The sequence below is a fragment of the Leuconostoc rapi genome (genome assembly GCF_016908715.1).
GTDB lineage: Bacteria > Bacillota > Bacilli > Lactobacillales > Lactobacillaceae > Leuconostoc > Leuconostoc rapi.
In genome coordinates, this window is record NZ_JAFBEK010000001.1 from 15,402 (window position 1) to 37,285 (window position 21,884).

Consider the following 21,884-nt stretch of genomic DNA (forward strand, 5'->3'; position numbering starts at 1 on the left):
TATGATGACCAATATTATTATTAGTATTTTACTGTTACTGACGTTTGTCGGATTTATCTATTATATTGTTAGAGGTGGCAATTTAGTAATCGGGTTCTTCATTATGGCACTACTATGGTCAGTCATTGGTTTGATTCCCTTTAATATCGTAATCCAAGATGTTATCGCGAAACCAGCACTCAATTATGGGCCAACAATTATATATATTGTGTTTGGCTCATGGTTTGGTCGCGTATTAGTGGATTCTGGTATTGCTGGGTCTATATCTGCTCAAACCGAAAGAGTTGGTCGCAAGGCGCCAATTCTTGCCGCCATATTGGTTGTACTAGTTACCGCATTGATTTTTTCATCCGCTTATGGCGTGGGGTCAGTTATTGCGATTGGTGTTATTTTAATTCCGATTCTGTTATCAATTGGCGTGCCTAAAAAAGTAGCGATTCCAGCATTTACAATGGCTATTGGTGCACCAATGTATATTAACGTGGTACTATTTAATCAAATTAAAGCTTTTTTTCCTTCAGTTAGCTTTTCTGGTAACTATTTGGTTTTTGGTTTAACAGCCATGAGCATTCAATTGCTTGGTGTAATCATTTTTATTCTCTTGAATAGCAAAAGTATTAAAAACGGTAAAATTGAAACAATTGCGACTAATGACCAAGTTACGTTCAAGCGAACACATCCAGTGACATTCATTGTACCAATCATACCAGTTGCCCTAAATATGTTTTTTCACTGGGATGCGATTCCGGCGTTATTATTAGCAACAATTATTGCTTTACTGTTAACTGGTCAAATGAAGTCTTATACGGGATTGGTTGCATTCATTAATAAAACAGTGTCACAGGCAATAAATGATATTTCTGGCTTAATCATCTTTTTGATGGCATTGGTTATGTTTGCCGGTGCTGCGACAGTTAATGTTCCTCATTTTAAGGGCATTATTGAAGTGATTTTGCCACATAGTCCGTTAGTTTTGGCTATTGCAGTGGGTATTTTAGCACCATTAGCTTTGTTCCGCGGACCATTGCACGTTTGGGGAGCTGGCGCAGCAACGGCAGCGGTGTTGGCAGCAACTGGCACATTTTCGCCAATCTTTCTGTTGCCACTCTTATATACGGCCAGTATTATGGCAGTTTCTATTGATTTGACCCAGTCATGGAACACATGGGCATTGACATATTCTAAACTTGAAACCAAAGAGTATTTAAAAATGGGTATTCCAGTGATGTGGGCGGTCTCGATTGTGAATGAGTTATTAGTATTTGCTTTCTTTGGTCATTAAGACGATTAATTTAAGGAGAATAACATGAGTGAAATTTTGACATTGGGTGAACCAGTTGTTACCTTTACATCAACTGATTTGAATGCAGGATTAGTTGATAGCATTAATTACTATAAATTTTTGGGTGGTGCAGAACTTAACGTTATGATTGGTGCCACGCGTTTAGGACATAGCACTGAATATATTTCGCAGGTGGGTGCTGATCCCTTAGGGCAGTTTGCAATTAAAGAAATATCGAAATATCATGTTGGCAATCAATATATTTCAACGGATGATAATAACTGGACCGCTTTCCAGTTAAAAGAGTTAGTTGACCAAGGTGATCCAACCACTTTTAATTTTCGACGTCGGTCGGCAGCGGCACATTTTGATAAATCAAATATTGATCATATTGACTTTACAGATGTTAAAATGGCGCACTTATCAGGTATTTTTCCAGCTATTTCAATACAGGCACGAGAAGCATTTCGTTACTTTGCTGAGCAACTCATTAAACGTGGCATTAAGACGACATTTGATCCCAATTTACGACCAGCGCTATGGGAATCACAAGCGGTGATGATTGAAACGATTAATGACCTAGCTAAATATGGGGAAATTGTGTTGCCTGGCATTAACGAAGGTGAAATATTGATGGGGTCACGTGATCCTGAAAAAATTGCTGACTTTTACTTGGAAAATAGTGAGAGAACGCAGACTGTCGTGGTAAAACTTGGTCCAGAGGGTGCATATGTCAAAAATAAATCTGGTGATAGCTACACAGTTAAAGGATTTCCTGTTAAAAAGGTGATTGATACGGTTGGTGCAGGGGATGGCTTTGCACTAGGATTGATTACTGCACTCATTGAAGGACTACCAATGACTAAAGCAGTTGCGCGTGGTAATGCGGTTGGTGCATTACAGGTACAAACAACTGGTGACAATGATGGCTATCCAACACCAGATGAATTGACACAATATTTAATATCAGAACAGAAAGAGGATTAAACATGACAAAGCAAGTATATTTACCAGATGATATTCCGGCAGTTGGCAAGAACATTTTAACTGATGCCGGCCTTGAGGTGATTGTTGGTTCTGGCCGTGAACGTCAAACAATGAAAAATGAAGGCGCTCAAGCGTCTGCAGTTTTGATTGGTACGCAGCCTTTTGATGGTGATATGATGGACAGCATGCCTAATTTAAAAGTAATTGCCCGTAATGGTGTTGGTTATGATGCGGTTGATGTGGATGCAGCAACAAAGCGTGGTATTTACGTGGTAAATACACCTAAAGCCTTGTCTGGCTCAGTTGCTGAGACAGCGGTCTCTGAACTATTAGCGATTAGCAAAAATTTGTATCAAAATGCAACAGCAATTCATGAAGATAACTGGCATTATCGTAAGGCACATCCAGGTCGTGATATTGCAGGCAAAACAGTGGGTATTCTTGGATTTGGTCGTATAGGACAACAAGTAGCTAAAAAGTTAAGTGGGTTTGATGTTAAAATAATCGCCTATGATCCATTTGCAAAATCGACAGATAACGTTGACATAGTTGGTCGTGAGACAATTTTTAAAACAGCTGATTATGTTATGGTTCATTTACCAGCAATACCTGAAACGATACACTCTATTGGTGCAAAGGAATTTAAAATGATGAAGCATGATGCCTATTTAATTAATATGGCTCGTGGTGCAATTATTGTTGAGTCAGAATTAGTGAGTGCTTTAAAGAATGAGGACATTGGTGGCGCTGCTCTGGATGTTTTCGAAGAAGAGCCATTGCCAGTGACTAATCCGTTGGTTGGATTAGATAATGTTTTGCTAACACCACATATTGCGTCCAACACGGTTGAAACAAAGGCACGGATGGCAATTGACGCAACACGCGATATTGTGCGCGTATTGCAGGGAGAAAAACCAGAAGCTGCTGTGAATCAGTTGAACTAATGTTTATTTTTAAAACGTTCCTGATGGGGACGTTTTTATTTTAAACGTGTATAATGAAGATATTCTAACAATTTGAAGGAGAAATTATGGCGGAATTAACACGATTTTATAATATGTTTCAACCGAGCCATTATGATATTTATTTGAATATTGATCGCTCATCAAAAACAATTAGTGGGAAAACAACGATTTCAGGCGTTGCACAGACCTCAAAAATTGCGTTGCACCAAAAAGATTTGTCTGTTAATGGCGTACAAGTTGATGGACAGTCAGTGCCATTTGTAATTAATCGCGAACTGGATGCCCTCAATATATCCTTACCAAAATCAGGATCAACAAAGGTAACTGTTGACTATACAGCACCTTTAACGGATACAATGATGGGTATTTATCCGTCTTACTATGAAATTGATGGCGAAAAGAAGCAAATTATTGGCACACAGTTTGAAACAAACTTTGCACGCCAAGCATTTCCTTGTATTGATGAACCAGAGGCAAAGGCAACATTTGATTTAGCCATTAAGTTTGATGAACAGCCAGACGAAACAGTATTGGCTAACACACCGGAATTACGTGTTGAAAATAGTATTCACTATTTTGATACCACAGTAAAAATGTCAACTTATTTAGTTGCTTTTGCGTTTGGTGAGTTACAAAATAAACAAACAGAAACGAGCAGCGGCGTTAAAGTTGGTGTTTATGCGACAAAGGCACATGATCCTAAAACACTTGATTTTGCATTAGATATTGCCAAGCGTTCGATTGAATTTTTCGAAGATTTTTATCAAACACCTTATCCATTAGCACAGTCAAATCAACTGGCATTACCTGACTTTTCAGCTGGTGCTATGGAAAACTGGGGATTGGTCACTTATCGTGAAGCGTATTTGGTGCTTGATCCAGACAATACGGCCTTAGAAGCCAAACAGGTTGTTGCCACAGTGATTGCACACGAGCTCGCTCATCAATGGTTTGGTGATTTGGTGACGATGAAATGGTGGGACGATTTGTGGTTAAATGAGAGTTTTGCCAACATGATGGAATATGTTGCTATTGATGCGCTTGAACCAGATTGGCACATTTGGGAATTGTTCCAAACATCTGACGTACCAGCAGCCTTACACCGCGATGCAACCGATGGTGTGCAAGCTGTGCATGTTCAAGTTAACCATCCAGCTGAGATTGACTCGCTGTTTGATGCCGCAATTGTTTATGCAAAGGGTGCACGCATGCTGGTCATGGTACGTGCGTTAATTGGTGATAATGCTTTGCGTCAAGGTTTAAAAACATATTTTGCTGCGCACAAATATGGTAACGCCACAGGGGCTGATTTATGGCAAGCGTTGGGTGACGCTTCTGGTCAAGACGTTTCAGCTGTTATGAATTCATGGCTAGAACAACCGGGCTATCCAGTTGTTTCTGCTGAGGTACTCGATGGCCAGTTAACTTTAACACAGAAACAATTCTTCATTGGCGAAGGACAGGATGATAACCGTTTGTGGCAAATACCGGTTAACAGTAATTATGAGGCAGTGCCTAAAATAATGACTGAACAAACGGTTGTTCTAGGTGATTACGTGACGCTACGTCGAGAGGCAGGTGAAGCGTTTTATCTCAATATGAGCAATGATTCGCATTTTATCGTCAAATATGACGCGACACTCTTACAAGATATTTTAGTTAATGTTGATCAACTAGACGCGATTACGCAACGTCAAATGATTCAAGATTTGCATATACTTGCTCAAGGACGACAAATCGCATTTGCAGAAATTGTACCTTTACTTGTACGTTTTTCTAATAGTGACTCTAAGATTGTCAATGATGCCTTATATACTGTTGCACAAGACCTACGTCAATTTGTAACGCCCGATTCTGATGAAGAAAAGTACTTGAAGCAATTTTATGATAAGTTGAGTCGTCAGCAGTTTGAACGGCTAGGTTGGCATGCAAAAAATGACGAATCATTAGATGATGAATTAACGCGTCGTTACATTGTTTCAGCTGCATTGTACGCAGAGAATAGTGTCGCAACAACACAGGCGCATGACCTATTCAAAACGCATGAGGGTGATTTGCAGCAGTTACCAGCAGAAATACGAGTGTTCATTATTCGTAATGAGGTTCAAAATTATGGGGATCAAACGTTATTTGATGACTTGCTGTTAAATTATCGCCAAACATCTGACGCGGGTTATAAACAAGATTTGCGTGCGGCGATTACGAGTGTGACGCATCCAACACTTGTCAGTCAGTTGGTGGCAACATTTAAAAACGCAGATGTGATTAAACCACAAGACTTACGGGGATGGTTTGGTAGTACTTTGCGCAATACACATGGCGAACAAGCTGCTTGGGATTGGTTACGAAAAGAGTGGGATTGGTTAGAAGCAACAGTTGGTGGTGATATGGAGTTTACAACTTATATCACTGTGGCTGCCAGTGTTTTGAAAACTAGCCAGCGCTTAGAAGAATTTAAAAACTTCTTTAATCCAAAAAGTGATCAGCCTGGCTTAACTCGTGAAATTAAAATGGACACACGCGTGATTAGCAGTCGCGTGGCATTAATTGCATCAGAAAAAGACGCGGTGAATCAAGTGATCGCTGATAATATTTAAGTACTCAGGAGGAACCATAATTTTGGTTTCTTTTTTGTTGTAGTGGTAGTTAGGGTCATCATCATTTAAAAACAAACAATCAAGATAATGATAAAGTGATGAAGCATTTAGCTGCTTTAGTTTGATAAAAAAGAGTTGTATCACTTTTCTTTAATAAAATGTTAAACGTTTAATTGCGTTTTGTTCATATCTATGGTTTAATGTTTATTGGACAAAATAAAGATTGCCAGTGAGCAATCATTTTGGAGGAAAATAATATGACGATGAGTCCGTTAGATAATGCAGCAGGGAAAGCAGTGTCCAGTAACTTTACTAAAGAACAAAAGGTGGTACTTGGGTCTACAACCCTTGGCTTCACTTTGGATCACATGGATGCGACATTTTTGTCCTTTGCGCTAGCACCAATGATTGCAGAATTACACATTACTGGGGCGCAGGGTGGTGTGATTGCAGCGATGTCTAACTGGGGGGCGTTACTTGGTAGTGTCTTGTTTGGCATATTAGCTGATCGCATTGGTCGTGTACGCGTTTTATCATATACGGTGATGTTGGTAACGTTTGCGACTGTTATTTTAGCCTTCTTAGATAATGCACATACGATCTATGCCTCACGATTTTTGCTTGGTATGGGTACTGGCGGCGAATACGGCGTCAGTATGGCGCTGATTGCTGAAAGTTTTAAAGCCAATCGTATTGGAAGAATCAGTTCAATTACAGCAATTGGCGGTCAAGTTGGTGCTATTCTAGCAGCAATTTTGGCAACGCTCATTATGCCAACCTTTGGTTGGCGTGGGTTGTTCATGATTGGCTTCCTACCATTAATCGTTGTATATATTGTTCGTCGACATCTAAAAGAAACACCAGCATTTGAACAACTACAGGCAGATTATAAATCAGGTCGCAAGAAGTTCAGCTTTAAATTTATAGCCAATACACCAAAACGTGCGTATACATCACTTGTCTTAATCATTATGTTAACCATTCAAACAGCAGGTTATTACGGCTTGATGAACTGGTTACCAACCATTATGCGAAAGCAGTTGGGTATCACGGCAACTGTAACAGCGGGCTACGTCAACCTAGGTATGATTCCAATTATTATCGGTATGGCTGTGGGTATGATGACGTTTGGCACGATTTTAGACAGAATCGGTCCTAAACAAGCGTTTACAATCTTTTTAATCGCTTCTGCTATCATGATTTATGCCTTTACATTTGCTTATAATATGTGGACACTAACCATATTAGGTGCAATTGTTGGTTTCTTTTCTAACGGTATGTATGGTGGTTTTGGTGCCATTATTAGCCGTTTGTATCCGGCTGAAATCAGAGCAACAGCTGCCAACACGCTCATGGGCTCTGGACGAGCTCTAGGTGCCTTTTCGTCTGTTGTTATTGGTTGGATTATGGATAACTATAGTGTTGGTGCAGTGATGATGAGTTTAGCAGCAATGTATGTGATTAGCTTAGTATTCATGCTAACAATTCCAGATTTTAAAAAGCTGGGTGCTAACCAATATTATCAAGAACAAAATTAAATTTAACGACGTGTCATAATCGGTTGCAAAATCGTTATTATGGCACTTTTTTGTTGCATTAAAATAGTTTAGGATAGGATAATTAAAGGGTGTATAATGAGCGTAAATTCCAAAGGGTACATAATATGACGAAAATACATCAATTTGCTAAACAATCAGTGGATAAGTCAACAGAAATAGCCGAGTTATCTGCTGTTGGATTTTATGATGATGGCTGTCGAAAAGCGACGCTATTGCGTCATTTACTCTACCATGCTTTGCCAGAATATCATAGTTTATCTTCTAAGAATATGTGGCTTGACGAACATCTTGCCACACCTAGCACGTCGATTTTAACATTCATAACAGATAAACAAGCACTGACTAAGACCATCTTTTATACGATAGCGTCACAATTGTTGGGTTATGATACAGAATTGACAGACAACGCCTACGATGGACAGCAAGTCTTTAAATCGGTTGGCTTGGAAACAACAGATGTTTCTGATGTTTATCATGCGTGGTATTTATTACTTAATACGCACACTAAAAATGGGCTGCTTTTCATTGACGAACTAGCGAGCCATGGCTATTTCAAAACAACAAATCAACGAATTTATTTTAATGGCAAATCCATGGCGACATATGATACAACCAACCTGGTTCAGGAAACGGTTTGGGTTGAAACGTCTGTGGATTCAGATTTAGATGGTCAACTTGATTTAGTTCAAGTTGATATTCAGCGACCTGACACAACTGAAAAATTACCTGTATTATTTACAGCGTCACCCTATTATCAAGGGATGATGTTAAAAGAAAATGATGCTAAGATTCATCATGTGAATGTGCCTTTAGTACATAAAGTGTCAAAACAGGTGGCACGTGATGTTGTGACTTACCAAGAGGATAAAGCGGTTAATCATCCCTTTGCTAGGGAAATAAAAGGCTGGGCATCAGCTGCCACCAAAACGTTTACCACCTTATCAGGGCATGCATGGGATTTGAACAATTATTTTCTCTCGCGTGGCTTTGCCGTTGCCTATGCTTCAGGTATAGGCACTAGGCATTCAGATGGTATGCAAGACACAGGATCACCTGACCAAGTTGAATCAATGAAAAATGTCGTCGAATGGTTAGCTGGGAATCGTGTAGCCTTTACTGATAAAACAAGTCAGATCGCAATTAAAGCGAATTGGTCTAATCACAAAATTGCGATGACTGGCCGTTCATATTTAGGAACGTTAGCAACAGCAGTCGCAGCGACAGGCGTATCAGGTCTGGAAACAATCATTGCGGAAGCCGCTATCTCTGATTGGTATCAATATTATCGCGATAACGGGTTGGTGATTGCCCCAGGTGGTTTTCCCGGTGAAGATATGGACGTTTTAGCTGAATTAGTTTACAGCCGAATGAAAGATCCTGCTGACTGGGCACGTACGCAAAAACAATGGCAGCAGTTTCAAACAAAAACTAAAAACCTGCAAGATCGTTCAAATGGCAATTATAATAATTTTTGGGATGCACGTAATTATCTGAATCGTAGTCATCATATCAAAGCAGACCTTGTATTGGTCCACGGATTAAATGATTGGAATGTTAAACCGCGTCAAGTTTATCGTCTCTGGCAGGCGTTAAGAGGTAATGGGTACAACAATAAATTAATTTTACACCAGGGACAACACATTAACATTAACAATAACCGATCATTAGATTTTGCTGATCAGATGAACTTGTGGTTGGTTACCAAATTATTAGGGCAGCCTTCTCAAGTATCAACACAATTACCCAATGTTATTTGGCAGGACAATACCCAAAGTCAATCATGGCACGGTCTCAACGAGTGGGGGACGACTTCACAAACAGTAGCTTATCATTTGTCAACTGGCCAGCTCGTTAAAAACGTCACCAAGGGTGAGGTATCATTTACAGATAAATTAAATCCTGATTTGTTTGAACAATCTGCAACTAATTTTAGTCAGTGGCGTGAAAAAACATTACGCCAGTCACCTGATTTATCAAAAACGCAACAACATTTCAAAACGCCTACACTAATTGATGATCATATCATTGATGGTGAAGTAGTTTTGAAGTTACATGTTAAATCGTCACAGAATATTGGGCTCATTAGTGCCATGTTGGTTGATTACGGTGAGGATAATTATCTGAAATCACAACCAACTAATCAAGGCGTTAAAATTGATCGGGGTGTTAATTTTGCTCAGGTGGATTTGCAAGAATTTGAAGTAGAACACGCCAATCACAAAATGATTACTTTGGGCCATATTAATTTACAAAATCGAACAAGTGCTTGGCAAGCGGACGATTTGCAGGCCGAACAATACGTCACCGTCACGTTAACGTTGCAGCCAACATTATATCATCTACGTGCAGGTCACCAATTAGGTTTAATTATTTATGCAACTGATTTTGAAATGACTATCCGTGGTAACCAAGGTATTGTTTATACCATTGATTTGGCGCACAGTCTGTTAACTTTACCTGAATAAAAAAACACGCAGTCAATAAGACAATGTTTGTCTTATTGACTGCGTGTTTATCGTTATTTTGAAGTAAAAGTTAACTTTCAGGATTTGGTGTGGTTAATGCATTGTTATGAATATAACTACGGAAAGTCTTGAAAGTATCAGAAAATAATTCATCTGGTTCAATATTAAGCATTTCTCTTGGAAAATAGAACCGTTTGTCAAAAGATACTTGGCCCTTAATAGCTGATACCAAGGGTGAAAGTTCAGATAGTTCACGATGTGAACCATCATCTAAAACAAAGTCAATTTGTGTCCGAGGTTTGGCAACATTTGGTTTATAATCATCATATGGTAAATCAAACGCGTCATTGCGGGCAGTATAATAATCCGCATTATACCCGGCAATATTGACAAGTTTTTCAAGATCCTCTAGTAACGGCGCAGTTTTGTCATCAATAATAATGGATTTGAGCGGATGGCGATCTAAGAAACGGGTGGATAGGTCTGATAATATAGGATCTGGATGATGACGCCACATGGAAATGTAAGTCATGAAAACATGATCGTCAATCTGTAAATAATCGTGAATAGTTAAGTGCTCATTGTTGAAGAGTGGTGTTAGGATTGGGCCGACAAAATCTTTTTCATGAGTCCCACTTGCTTGATACAACTCGTGTGCGCGTTGCAATAAATGCTCTAATAGCACTTCCATACCACGGGATACGGGGTGGAAATAGACTTGTAAATACATTTGATAGCGACTTACAACATAGTCCTCGACGGCATGCATGCCCGCAATATCAAAAGCGATACCATTTGAAGTGGGTTTCATTGTTCTTAATATGCGATCAATATCAAATTCACCATATTTAGTACCCGTAAAATAAGCGTCACGTAAGAGGTAATCCATACGATCAACATCTAGCTGGCTGGAAATGAGTTGCACCACTTGTGGATTGTCATAGGTCTTAGCGATGACGCTAGCCACTTTATTTGGAAAATCTGGCGAGACGCGTGACAAAACCGTATTGATTTCTGTGTCTCCAGTAATGATTTCACGTGTAATTGCTTCATGATCTGTGTGGAATAGATGCTCAAAAGTATGTGAGAATGCCCCGTGTCCAATGTCATGTAAAAGAGCGGCAACTAATGTCACTTGGCGCTCTCGTGGATCCCATAGACCATCATTTTCGTTTTCTGAGCGGTAGTACTGTTCGAAATGTTCCGTAATACGTCTGGCAATTTCATAAGCGCCAACCGAGTGTCCGAACCGAGAGTGTTCAGCACCATGAAAAACAGCACTTGTAATACCGAGTTGTTGGACGCGTCGTAATCGCTGAAATTCTGTCGTGTTAATTAAATCTAAAATGACACGATCTTGTATATGAATAAAATTGTGGATTGGATCACGTAATACTTTTTCGTTTGATAATTTTTCCGTTAACATAGTTTGCCCTTTTTGTCTTTATTATATTATAATGGATTTTTAACGAAAATAATAATGAAAGTTGTTTTTTGCGCATTTTTAATTAAGATGGCAATGAGATTTTTGGTTTTATTGTTAACTAATGTGCAATCATTTGAGATGAGCGGATAATGGATACGAATAATAAACATGACGTCAACATCTATCTTAAAACTAGTATTAATCAAGCAGGGGATACAGAAGTTTTTGAATTTCAAACTGTTGGCGAACTTTTAGTTAAAAATGATGTCGCTTTTTTAAGATATACCGAAGTTATTGCTGATCAAACACCAACAAATGTGTTATTTAAATTAGAGTCTGATAAGGTTCGTTTAAACCGTAGTGGGGATAGTTTGACTAAATTAGCGTTTAGAAAGGGACAACGTTTACAAGCGTATTATCAGACCCCAGCAGGGCAAATGCAATTAGAAACAGATACGACAGCTTTAGCCGCCGACATCGACTCAAAACAAAACATAGGCATACTCACAATGAGTTACGACCTTTATGCAAACGATGCTTTAGTTGGACAATATGATATCAGGTTGCAATTTAATGGAAAATCTAGTAAACTTAGTTAGTTAGAAACTCGAAAGGACGTGCACTATGGCACTCAAACAATTAGGCAATCATCCAAAAGAAGAATTAGCATTGGTTGAAATTGCATCTGAAATTTTGGCAGAACATAAGAATGTTATGCCATTTAGTTCATTGGTTCAAGAAATTCAGGCGTTTTTAGAAGTCGATGCAGAAACGTTCAAGTCACGTCTCTCACAGTTTTATACTGATTTAAATACTGATGGGTCATTTATTTCACTTGGAAACAATGAGTGGGGATTGCGTGCATGGTATCCTGTGGATGCCATTGATGAGTCGATTCATGAAATCGACGATGACGATGATACACCAAAGCGTAAAAAAGTGGCAAAAAAGGTCAATGTCTTTGCTGACGCTTCAACTGATGATGATGTCATTGACTATAATGATGATGATCCAGAAGATGAAGACTTCGGTGATGTTAGTAATACTGATGACGATGTTGAGGATTCAGAAGTCGAAGTTGAAGATGACGACGATGATGAAGATGAGATTGCCGTTGGAGATGACGAATCAATTGATGAAAACTTAACGGAGTTAACTGGTACAAACGATCTTGATGATTTAAGTGATGGAGACATCGAAAAGTAAGTTCAAAAAAGCGACAGAATTTAATATTAGTTTTTATGAAAGCCACGAAAAGTGGCTTTTTTATTTGTTTTAAAACCCAGTCATATCAACACTTTTAACGATTATTATAAACGCAATAGATAAAAAAACGAAAAAGGGTTGCTTTTTTGAACAAATGTCTGTAATATATATAAATGTGCTACGGCATGTTTGCTCCTTTAACTCAGTTGGTTAGAGTAGGGGATTTTTAATCCCAAGGTCCTCGGTTCGAGTCCGAGAGGGAGCACTGATATAACTATCAGGAGACCTTTGGGATATTCCATTAAAAGCAAGTAACTTCGGTTACTTGCTTTTATTTTGTTTTCAAAATTTGCAAAACCGCCCAAACCATAGTATGATTGATATCAAGCGTTGAGACGGAAAATTAGTAAAGAAACCTTTTTGAAGAGACATCATGGTGGTGAGAATGATGAGGGCCTTTAACGAAAGACTACCGTTGATGCATGATATTAGTAGGTGTAGAACTGAAATTATCGTCGGTGTAATTGGTCGTTAATCCAATTATTTTAAGAAAGACGTCTATCATGACGTCTGAAATTGGGTTGGTACCGCGCAAAAGCGCCCCTAGATTGAGTTCTAGGGGCGCTTTTTGGCGCTATGACCTTTAAAACGTGGAGGCGTATAATGGCAAAAGAACATAATAGAGAATTGAATAGAGACTTATCATCTCATCAAATGCAAATGATTGCCCTTGGCGGCACGATTGGCGTTGGTTTGTTTATGGGATCGGCATCGACTATCAAATGGACGGGTGTCTCTGTTATTCTAGCTTACGCGTTGGCGGGACTGGTCCTTTATCTTGTGATGCGCGCGTTAGGGGAGATGTTATATGTTGATCCTGCAGTTGGCTCTTTTGCTAACTACGCAACAAAATATATCCACCCCTTGGCGGGCTATTTGACTGTTTGGGCAAATGTATTTCAGTGGATTACTGTCGGTATTTCAGAAACAATTGCAGTCGGCCTTTATATGAATTATTGGTTCCCTGAATTGCCTAATTGGATAACAGGTATTGTTGTTTTAGTGACATTGACATTGGCAAATATGACGACTGTAAAAGCTTACGGTAATATGGAATCATGGTTTTCAATGATTAAAGTCATTACGATTGTCTTAATGATTATTTTAGGCATGATGGTTATTGTTTTTGGATTTGGGAATGGTTGGCAACCACTTGGCTTTTCTAATCTATGGACACATGGTCCTTTCTTTGCTGGAGGCTTTAAAGGCTTCATGTTTGCTTTAGCCATTGTTATGACGTCATATCAAGGTATTGAAATTATTGGTATTACAGCAGGTGAGACACAAAATCCCAAGCACGCTATCGTAGCTGCCATACGGTCAATTGTTGCTCGTATTTTAATTTTCTACATTGGTGCCATATTTGTGATTATCACAATATATCCTTGGAATCAGTTGGATCAAGTTGGGTCACCCTTTGTGGAAACCTTTTCGCGTGTTGGCATTACGGCAGCGGCAGGCATTATTAATTTCGTAATGCTTACAGCTGCAATGTCTGCCTTGAACTCTGGCATATTTAGTTCAAGTCGTATGATATATACGTTAGCATTGAATAAAGAACTGTCACCTAAATTTTTAAAACTATCAAAACATCGTGTACCAACATTGCCAGTATTAGCAATGTCTACGGGAATTTTGTTGGGCATCATTTTAAATGCGTTATTGCCGTTATTCTGGCGTGGTAGTTCAAGCATTTTTGTGTTAGTATATTCGGCTAGTACCTTGCCGGGTATGGTGCCATGGTTTGTTATCTTATGGAGTCAGATTAAATTCCGCCAAGAGAATAAACAGCATATGTCAGAACACCCATTTAAAATGCCATTGGCGCCCTATACAAATTACTTTGCAATATTAATGTTGCTCGTTACCTTGGTATACATGGTCATCAATCCAGATACCAGAATACCGTTACTAATCGGATTGGGATTTCTAGTTGTGATGTCAGTTATCTTTTTTCTAACACGCAAGCAACATGACCAAAAATAATGTTAAAATCTCGACGTTAACTTGGGATAAATGATAGAATAGATGAAGATAAAAAATGGAGGAAACGTGTGTTGAGTTGCTAATAGTTCAAAAAACCTGTCGAACTTATTACAGGGTGACTATTATGGCCAGATTTAATGGTAATGACGTTGTCGCGTTAAGCATGCTACACACCTTTACAATCATGAAAATAGCAATAGATGCAATGGGTGGCGATTATGCGCCATTGGAAATTGTGAAGGGAATTGAAATCGCCCGAGATCGTTACCAAAATATTGAATTCCAACTTTATGGTACAGAAGATGAGGTTAAACCCTTAGTAAAGAATTGGGAGCGGATTGAATTAATTGCAACAACAGAAGTAATCGCAATGGGTGATGAACCAGTTAAAGCAATGCGCCGTAAGAAAGACTCTTCAATGGTTCGAGCTGCTATGGCTGTGAAAGAAGGTCGAGCAGATGCTTTGTTTAGCGCTGGTAATACTGGGGCGTTATTGTCAAGTGCTATCTTCTTGATTGGTCGGATCAAAGGGGTAGACCGACCAGCCTTGGCATCTGCTTTGCCAAGCTTTGATGGTCAACATGACCAGTTTGTATTTATGGATCTAGGAGCCAATGCTGAAAATAAGCCATCACACTTGTATCAATATGGCATTTTAGGTAGTTTCTATGCGACGCATGTCCTAGGTATTACTGCACCTCGTGTTCGCTTACTAAACAATGGTGCTGAGGAAGATAAGGGCGATGAAGTACACAAAGCAGCCCATCAACTGATGAAAAATTCACCTTCATTTAATTTTTTGGGTAATATTGAAGCCCGTGAATTACTCGATGGTACGGCAGATGTTGTCGTTGCCGATGGCTTTTCTGGCAATGCTGCATTGAAAGCCACTGAGGGAACAGCTTTAATGATGCTAAAACAGATTAAACAAGCGATCATGTCATCAGGTATTGGTGGTAAACTTGGAGGCGCGTTACTTAAACCGGCATTTAAACAAGTTCAAAAGAAATTAGATTATAATGAAGCAGGTGGGGCTGTTATTTTAGGAGTCAAAGCACCTGTTGTTAAAACGCATGGTTCAGCTAAAGCTGCGGCAGTGGCGAACACCATGGGACAAATTAAGACAATGCTTGATAACCAACTAGTGCCTGATATTCAAGATTATATTTCAGCACATACGGCAGAATTACAGTCCGGTAAGCAAGTATTAAATGCGCAACTTAATGATTAAGATACGGGAGATATAACATGGCTATGGAAAAAGAAGCAATTTATAATATGATGGCTGACGAAGTAGCAGAGCGGTTTAACGTAAAACGTTCTGCAATTACCCCTAATTTAAATTTTTTAACTGATATTGATGCAGATTCAATTGATTTTGTTGAATTGGTATTAGAAGTTGAAGATATGTTTAATGTTAGCATCTCAGATGATGATGCTGAAAGTTTAATCACACTGCAAGACACGGTTGATTATATTGTTGCACATCAAAGCTAAACACGTTTTTTTTGACAGTTGACACTTACTAAAAATAAGATTATACTAATTTTCAAGTTGAACATTTAATATTAAGGTTCGTCGCGTATGTTGTATAAAAAATGTTATCATATGTGTTTACCATTTATAAACACGGAAAAATGATGACGGACAGTTAATTGTGCGGAGATCATAGGCTTGTGACATAGATATGTTACATCTTGCTAAGCGTCCTGATACAAATCTGTTGTTTTGTATCAGGACGCTTTTTGATATTAATGGCTTAAAATTATAATGATAGAATTTTTTGGAGGACATAAAAATGTCAGAAAAGCAGGCAACACCTTTAATTTCACAATTATTAGCAACTTGGATTGAGGGCGAAGCTAGCCAGGCCTATACAATCACCAATTATGCTAATGCAGCGGCCATATTATTTCAAAATATGCGTGCACTTAATTGGGTCGGCTTTTATTTGTTCGATGAGGTGAATAATGTCATGTCATTAGGCCCCTTTTTAGGTAAGCCTGCTGTTGCCTTAATAGCACCTAATGCTGGGGTGGTTGGTTCAGCATTCTCTTCACAACAAACGATCGTAGTAGATGATGTCAATCAGTTTTCTGGTCATATTGTTTGTGATGCTGATTCAAATTCAGAAATTGTGGTGCCGATTACAACTGCAGATGGTCGTCAAATTGGGGTATTAGATATTGACTCACCAGAGTTAAATCGTTTTTCCCGTCAAGATCAGGCTGATTTGGAAGATTTTGTAGCAACATTGTTGCCTTATATCAGTGCATAGAAAAATGATGATGAATCGTTAACCTAGGTTGTGTTTTGAATTTTATGATAAACACCGCTTAATTTCAGAAAAAGAGGCAGGTCTATGTTTGAAACGCTTACTGCCAGACACGCACAATTTCTGGCAGCATTATGGCAGCATGTACAGTTAACAGTCATTGCTGTTGTTATTGCTGCTTTAATTGCGATACCATTAGCAATTTGGGCTGAACGTCATAAGCGCTATGCAGAATGGTTTTTACAAATTACTGGTATTTTTCAGACCTTGCCTTCTTTGGCAGTGCTTGGCTTGTTAATTCCTATTGTTGGTATTGGTACACCAGCGGCGCTGATTGCACTTATTATTTATGCGTTGTTGCCAATTTTCCAAAACACTTACCTTGGTTTATCTGGGGTTGATCAGGATATTTTGGATGGCGGTCGCGCGCTTGGTTTGACACGTCGTATTTTATTACGAAAGATACAAATTCCTCTAGCTATGCCGAGTATTATTGCCGGTATCCGTACCGCAACTGTGCTAATCATTGGCACAGCTACCTTGGCATCTTTAATTGGTGCAGGTGGCCTAGGTGATTTTATTCTTCTGGGAATTGATCGTAATAATACCAACTTAATTTTAATTGGCGCAATTGCATCAGCATCCTTAGCCATTATTGGCGGATTTACGATTAATTTAGTGACACGTTTACGTGGTTTGTTGCAAAAAATTGTGTTGAGTACATTGGCTCTCTTATTTATTGGGGGGAGTCTGTTGCCTTTGATGCCACAAACGCGGGCAACGCAAACCATCACAATTGCGGGAAAACTCGGATCAGAACCAGAAATACTGATCAATATGTATGCTGCATTGATAAAACAGGCGCAACCGAATACAAAGATAGTGTTAAAACCAAGTTTTGGCGTGACGACCTTTTTGTATTCAGCATTAGAAAGTAATAAAATTGATATTTATCCAGAATTTACCGGCACAATAACATCTTCATTAGCGAAACCACCTGTTAAATTACCTATTGGTGCTAATGCTCAGGTCACTTATGCAGCGGCAAAAAAAGTTGCGACAAAGGAAAATCTGTTTTTGACGAGACCGTTAAGGTTCAATGATACGTACGCTATTGCTGTGTCTCAAAAAGATGCGAAAAAATATCAATTAAATACAGTTGGTGACTTAAAGCGCTTACCGAATGCAAAAGCGGGAATGACTGCTGAATTTTTAGATCGCTCTGATGGTATGCCAGGTGTTGAAAAAGCTTATAATCTCGATATACCTAAAGTTAGTTTAGATCCAGCATTACGTTATCGTGCAGTTGCGCAAAACCAAGTCAATGTGGTTGATGCTTATGCAACTGATTCACAGCTTGCTCAGTATCATCTCAAAGTGTTGACAGATGATCAAAATTTTTTCCCGATATACCAAGGTGTTGCATTAATGAAATCTGATTTTGCTAAAAATAATCCAACTATTGTCACAGCACTAGATCAGCTTGCAGGGCATATTACCAACACAGAGATGCAAAATATGAACTATGCGGTTAATGTGAAACATGAGCCGGCTGAAAAGGTTGCTCAAAGTTACCTTAGGACCCACCATTTATTAAAATGATAACGCAACAGCAATTACAACTTTACGTCACACAAGTGTCAAATCAATATTTTAATCGACCATTTCACCATGTTGCTCGGTTTAACAAACGCCTTAAAACCACTGGTGGTCGCTATTTATTGCGAACACATGATCTAGAATTTAATCCTAAGATGATTGACCTGCCCGAATTTGAAGGTATTGTTAAACACGAATTAGTGCACTATCATTTACATTTGCAACACAAAGGATTTCAGCACAAAGATGCAACATTTAAACAGCTACTAATCGAAGTTGGTGGCTCGCGATATGCACCGAGGTTGGCGCAAGCGCAACGACATTTATGGCACTATCAATGTGAGAATAAGCATCAGATTATGCGACAACGGCGTTTTTTGGAAAATAATTATCGCTGTGGGCAATGTGGTGCAAAAATCTTTTTTGTGGGTGAAGTTGACAATAGGTAATTATCTTCAGGTATAATGGGTGTAAACCCGATTTGAAAGTGAGAGAATATGATACAGTTGATTTTGTCTGACCTTGATGAAACACTACTTAATGATGATGGTTCAATTAATCCTAAAAATATTGATGCTATTGCACGTTTTACAGAAAACGGTGGTTACTTTGTACCAAACACGGGGCGCTCGTACAAATCAGTTTTTGGTACCTTAGCGACACTTGGCCTAAACAAGAAAACACAGTATGTTGTGTCATATAATGGCGGGGCAATTGTTTCGCTAGAACCAGATGGCAGTGAAAAAATAATCGCACAACATGATATGTCAATTGCGCTTGCTCGTAAAATTTTTCAATTAGGACAGATTCAAGGGGATATTGATACACATATTTACACCCTAGATAAACTTTTTATTTACAATATTTCACAATCAGATAAACAATACATGGCTGAGCGTCAAGTGCCTTACACCGCCGTAGATAGTGATGATTTATCCTTTTTAGCCAACGAATCACCAATCATGAAAGTGATTTTTGAACATCCTGATCATGCTGTGCAAGAAAAAATTGCGGCATCTGTGACAGATGAAGTTGGTGATGAAGTCCTGCTGACGTTTAGCTCAAATCGTTATGTGGAATTCAATCCAAAGGGTGTTGACAAAGGGGTTACCGGTTTAGAGTTGGCGAAAATATTAAACATTAAACGTGAAAATACTGCAGCATTGGGTGATAATTTAAATGATGCAGCACAGATTAAGGCCGCTGGTGTTGGTGTCGCTGTTGCGAATGCAAAACCAGAAATTAAAGCAATGGCAGATATTGTACTGACAACAACAAATAATGAAGCAGCAGTAGCTGATTTTATTGATCATTTTTCAGGTACAATTTATGATTAAAAATTTAACGGCACGTATTTTGCTTGGGATTTTAACATTTATTTTGTTTATAATTATTTTCTGGTTAAGTTCTAGTCGACATTGGTCGTTAGGCTTGACGATTAGTTTAGTCGTGGTGTTAATGATTATTGTTAATATGGCTTTTACATGGCTTTTCTGGCAGTCGAAAAAGCAGCGTTTAAATGAAGAAAAGGATGACTAAATTTGCTTAAATTAACACAAGTACCTACGCCTAAACAAATGTGGCGGCGTATTTTTAATTTTATTATTATTGTACTATTAGTTATTGTTGCGCCTGGATTTTTGGGTATTGCATCAGTACAACAAAATGCTTGGTTGCAATTATTTTGGGCTCTGATGATGTTTTTAGCTTATGCAGCTATTGGTTATTATGCTTTTCGATTATTAAAAGCAACGACACATGGGAAAGTCTTTCATAGGCCAAACATACGTAACTGGCAACATATGTGGTACATTATTGGTATTTTTGTTTTTATGATTGTCATAGAAATAATAATTAGTGCTTTACGTATAAAATTTACGGGCGTTACAACGACTGAAAATCAAACAGCTATTCAAAATCTAACAGAGCACTTAAATGTCACCATGGTCGCTATGGTTATTTATGGCGTTGTGCTAGCGCCTGTTGTCGAAGAAATTATTTTTCGTGGATTAGTGATTAACTATTTTTTCCGCCATTCTTGGTGGTGGGCAAGTATTATTTTGTCAGGGGTGTTATTTGCTTTTCCGCATATGGGAGCCGTACCAACCAACTTAGCTGATGTTTTAAGTTATTTAATTTATATGGTTATGGGAATGGTCATGGCGTATGTTTATAAAAAGACCGGCAATTTACAGGATAGTATTGCGATTCACTTTATTAATAATGCGGTAACAATGTTACCTGTGTTGGTTATCGTTATTTTTAAAGCTTTGAGTTAATTGTGACAGGCAGGTACTGATCAGTTAAAAAACGTCAAGAAGATACGACATCTTCTTGACGTTTTTTATGTCTTGCGATTTTAGAATTGCAACAAGTCTTTTGGTGTGTGCGTGAAAGGCACAAAACCAGATTGACTCATATAACCAGAATCTTCTATGCGAACGCCCGCAATGCCTGGTATGTATATCCCAGGTTCAATTGAAAATGCCATACCTTCTTGCAGCGTTAAGTCATTTCCTGCCATGATTGATGGAAACTCATGGACAGAAGACCCTAAACCATGACCAAGACGGTGGACAAAATACTGCCCATAACCAGATTTTGAAATGACATGACGAGCAATTGCATCTAATTCACTTGCGGTCATGCCAATCTTTGCCTGTGATTGGGCAGTCAATTGTGCTTCCAAGGTGATCGCATGAATTTCTCTTGCTTTGGCATCTACATTTCCAAACGCAACTGTTCGTGTGGCATCTGAAGCATATCCTTCAGACATGGTTCCAAGATCAAACAAAGCCATTTCGCCTGACTTCAAAGTACGCGTTGATGTCGCGCCGTGTGGATCTGCCGCATGTTTGCCAAACTGAAGCAGCGTTTCAAAACTCATTGCGGGGACACCTGTTTTTTTGAGTTTGTATTCAATTGTTGCCACAACGTCTAGTTCTGAGACACCATTCTTTAATGCGTTAAATCCGATATTAAATGCACGATCGGCATCACGACCGGCCGCTGCCATGTGTTGGATTTCAGCGGGTGTCTTGATTAGGCGCAACTGATTAACTTGGTTGGTCACGTCTACCTTGAAAGTTGCAGTTGAAAATGCATCTTGTAGTAGTTGGAAACGTGCAAGCGTTAAATTGTCAGCTTCGATAGCAAAGGATTGGCCACGAGTTGCATTTTTAATATGGTGTACTAATTGTTGCCAAGGGTTTTCTTGATCCTCGTAACCAAATGCAGGAAAGGGCCAGCCGCTAGCTGTCATGCTGTGTACTTCGAGTGCTGGACCAAACAAAAAAGGTTCGTGGTCAGATAAGATTACCAAAGCCAAGACCCGTTCAATGGGATCTGATTCGAACCCCGTTAGATAAGCGATACTGTGGAAATCGGTCAAAATAGCACCTGAAAGTTTTTGCGCTTCTATCCAAGCTGTTAAGGTAGTGATTTTTTCTGTATTCATTAAAAGCTCCTATTATTTAT

Annotated in this window: 19 protein-coding genes and 1 tRNA gene; 18 read left to right on the forward strand and 2 right to left on the reverse strand. The window is 38.9% G+C overall.

Features of this window, described 5'->3' with window-relative positions:
* Positions 1–4: 4 nt before the first annotated feature.
* From JOD28_RS00085 to JOD28_RS00110, 6 genes are all read left to right on the forward strand, one after another.
* Entirely contained in the window at positions 5–1,282 is a 1,278-nt protein-coding gene (locus JOD28_RS00085; protein ID WP_204769277.1) for a gluconate:proton symporter, read from the forward strand.
* Between the two features lie 24 nt (positions 1,283–1,306).
* The gene (locus JOD28_RS00090; RefSeq protein WP_204768895.1) at positions 1,307–2,269 is read left to right on the forward strand and encodes a sugar kinase; all 963 of its coding nucleotides are present in this window, start codon (positions 1,307–1,309) and stop codon (positions 2,267–2,269) included.
* Positions 2,270–2,271: 2 nt separating this feature from the next.
* A complete protein-coding gene (locus JOD28_RS00095) occupies positions 2,272–3,213 on the forward strand; it encodes a phosphoglycerate dehydrogenase (protein WP_204768896.1) in 942 nt (313 codons plus the stop codon).
* An 86-nt stretch (positions 3,214–3,299) separates the two neighbouring features.
* On the forward strand, positions 3,300–5,831 hold the full coding sequence (locus tag JOD28_RS00100; protein WP_204768897.1) for a M1 family metallopeptidase: 2,532 nt from the start codon (positions 3,300–3,302) through the stop codon (positions 5,829–5,831).
* A gap of 257 nt (positions 5,832–6,088) precedes the next feature.
* Positions 6,089–7,369 (forward strand): MFS transporter, encoded by a 1,281-nt coding sequence (locus JOD28_RS00105; protein WP_204768898.1) that lies wholly within the window; start codon positions 6,089–6,091, stop codon positions 7,367–7,369.
* Between the two features lie 125 nt (positions 7,370–7,494).
* Positions 7,495–9,855 carry a Xaa-Pro dipeptidyl-peptidase gene (locus JOD28_RS00110; protein WP_204768899.1) on the forward strand — a complete coding sequence of 787 codons (2,361 nt, stop codon included), beginning with the start codon at positions 7,495–7,497 and terminating at the stop codon, positions 9,853–9,855.
* 70 nt (positions 9,856–9,925) lie between these two features.
* Here JOD28_RS00110 and JOD28_RS00115 read toward each other — a convergent pair whose 3' ends face one another.
* A complete protein-coding gene (locus JOD28_RS00115; protein WP_204768900.1) occupies positions 9,926–11,281 on the reverse strand; it encodes an HD domain-containing protein in 1,356 nt (451 codons plus the stop codon).
* Between the two features lie 149 nt (positions 11,282–11,430).
* Here JOD28_RS00115 and JOD28_RS00120 point away from each other — a divergent pair, with 149 nt between their 5' ends.
* The 12 genes from JOD28_RS00120 (at position 11,431) to JOD28_RS00175 (ending at position 20,686) form a co-directional block, all read left to right on the forward strand.
* Positions 11,431–11,880, forward strand: coding sequence for a YwiB family protein (locus tag JOD28_RS00120; protein ID WP_204768901.1), 450 nt, complete (start codon positions 11,431–11,433; stop codon positions 11,878–11,880).
* 25 nt (positions 11,881–11,905) lie between these two features.
* Positions 11,906–12,487 (forward strand): DNA-directed RNA polymerase subunit delta, encoded by a 582-nt coding sequence (gene rpoE / locus JOD28_RS00125; RefSeq protein WP_204768902.1) that lies wholly within the window; start codon positions 11,906–11,908, stop codon positions 12,485–12,487.
* A gap of 191 nt (positions 12,488–12,678) precedes the next feature.
* Positions 12,679–12,752: transfer RNA gene (locus tag JOD28_RS00130), tRNA-Lys, on the forward strand.
* 398 nt (positions 12,753–13,150) lie between these two features.
* On the forward strand, positions 13,151–14,533 hold the full coding sequence (locus JOD28_RS00135) for an amino acid permease (protein ID WP_204768903.1): 1,383 nt from the start codon (positions 13,151–13,153) through the stop codon (positions 14,531–14,533).
* Positions 14,534–14,717: 184 nt separating this feature from the next.
* Positions 14,718–15,764 (forward strand): phosphate acyltransferase PlsX, encoded by a 1,047-nt coding sequence (gene plsX, locus JOD28_RS00140; protein WP_204769278.1) that lies wholly within the window; start codon positions 14,718–14,720, stop codon positions 15,762–15,764.
* 17 nt (positions 15,765–15,781) lie between these two features.
* Positions 15,782–16,030 (forward strand): acyl carrier protein, encoded by a 249-nt coding sequence (locus JOD28_RS00145; protein WP_013102697.1) that lies wholly within the window; start codon positions 15,782–15,784, stop codon positions 16,028–16,030.
* Positions 16,031–16,331: 301 nt separating this feature from the next.
* Positions 16,332–16,811, forward strand: coding sequence for a GAF domain-containing protein (locus JOD28_RS00150; protein WP_204768904.1), 480 nt, complete (start codon positions 16,332–16,334; stop codon positions 16,809–16,811).
* An 84-nt stretch (positions 16,812–16,895) separates the two neighbouring features.
* The gene (locus tag JOD28_RS00155) at positions 16,896–18,410 is read left to right on the forward strand and encodes an ABC transporter permease/substrate-binding protein (protein WP_204768905.1); all 1,515 of its coding nucleotides are present in this window, start codon (positions 16,896–16,898) and stop codon (positions 18,408–18,410) included.
* Positions 18,407–18,856, forward strand: a complete 450-nt coding sequence (locus JOD28_RS00160; RefSeq protein WP_204768906.1) for a SprT family protein — start codon at positions 18,407–18,409, stop codon at positions 18,854–18,856. Before JOD28_RS00155 ends, JOD28_RS00160 begins: the two co-directional genes overlap by 4 nt.
* A 48-nt stretch (positions 18,857–18,904) precedes the next feature.
* Positions 18,905–19,744, forward strand: a complete 840-nt coding sequence (locus tag JOD28_RS00165; protein WP_204768907.1) for a Cof-type HAD-IIB family hydrolase — start codon at positions 18,905–18,907, stop codon at positions 19,742–19,744.
* Positions 19,737–19,946 (forward strand): hypothetical protein, encoded by a 210-nt coding sequence (locus JOD28_RS00170; protein ID WP_204768908.1) that lies wholly within the window; start codon positions 19,737–19,739, stop codon positions 19,944–19,946. Before JOD28_RS00165 ends, JOD28_RS00170 begins: the two co-directional genes overlap by 8 nt.
* Positions 19,947–19,948: 2 nt before the next feature.
* Positions 19,949–20,686, forward strand: coding sequence for a CPBP family intramembrane glutamic endopeptidase (locus JOD28_RS00175; protein WP_204768909.1), 738 nt, complete (start codon positions 19,949–19,951; stop codon positions 20,684–20,686).
* A gap of 80 nt (positions 20,687–20,766) precedes the next feature.
* Here the strand turns inward: JOD28_RS00175 and JOD28_RS00180 are convergent, their stop codons facing one another.
* Positions 20,767–21,864 carry a M24 family metallopeptidase gene (locus tag JOD28_RS00180; RefSeq protein ID WP_204768910.1) on the reverse strand — a complete coding sequence of 366 codons (1,098 nt, stop codon included), beginning with the start codon at positions 21,862–21,864 and terminating at the stop codon, positions 20,767–20,769.
* Positions 21,865–21,884: the final 20 nt, after the last annotated feature.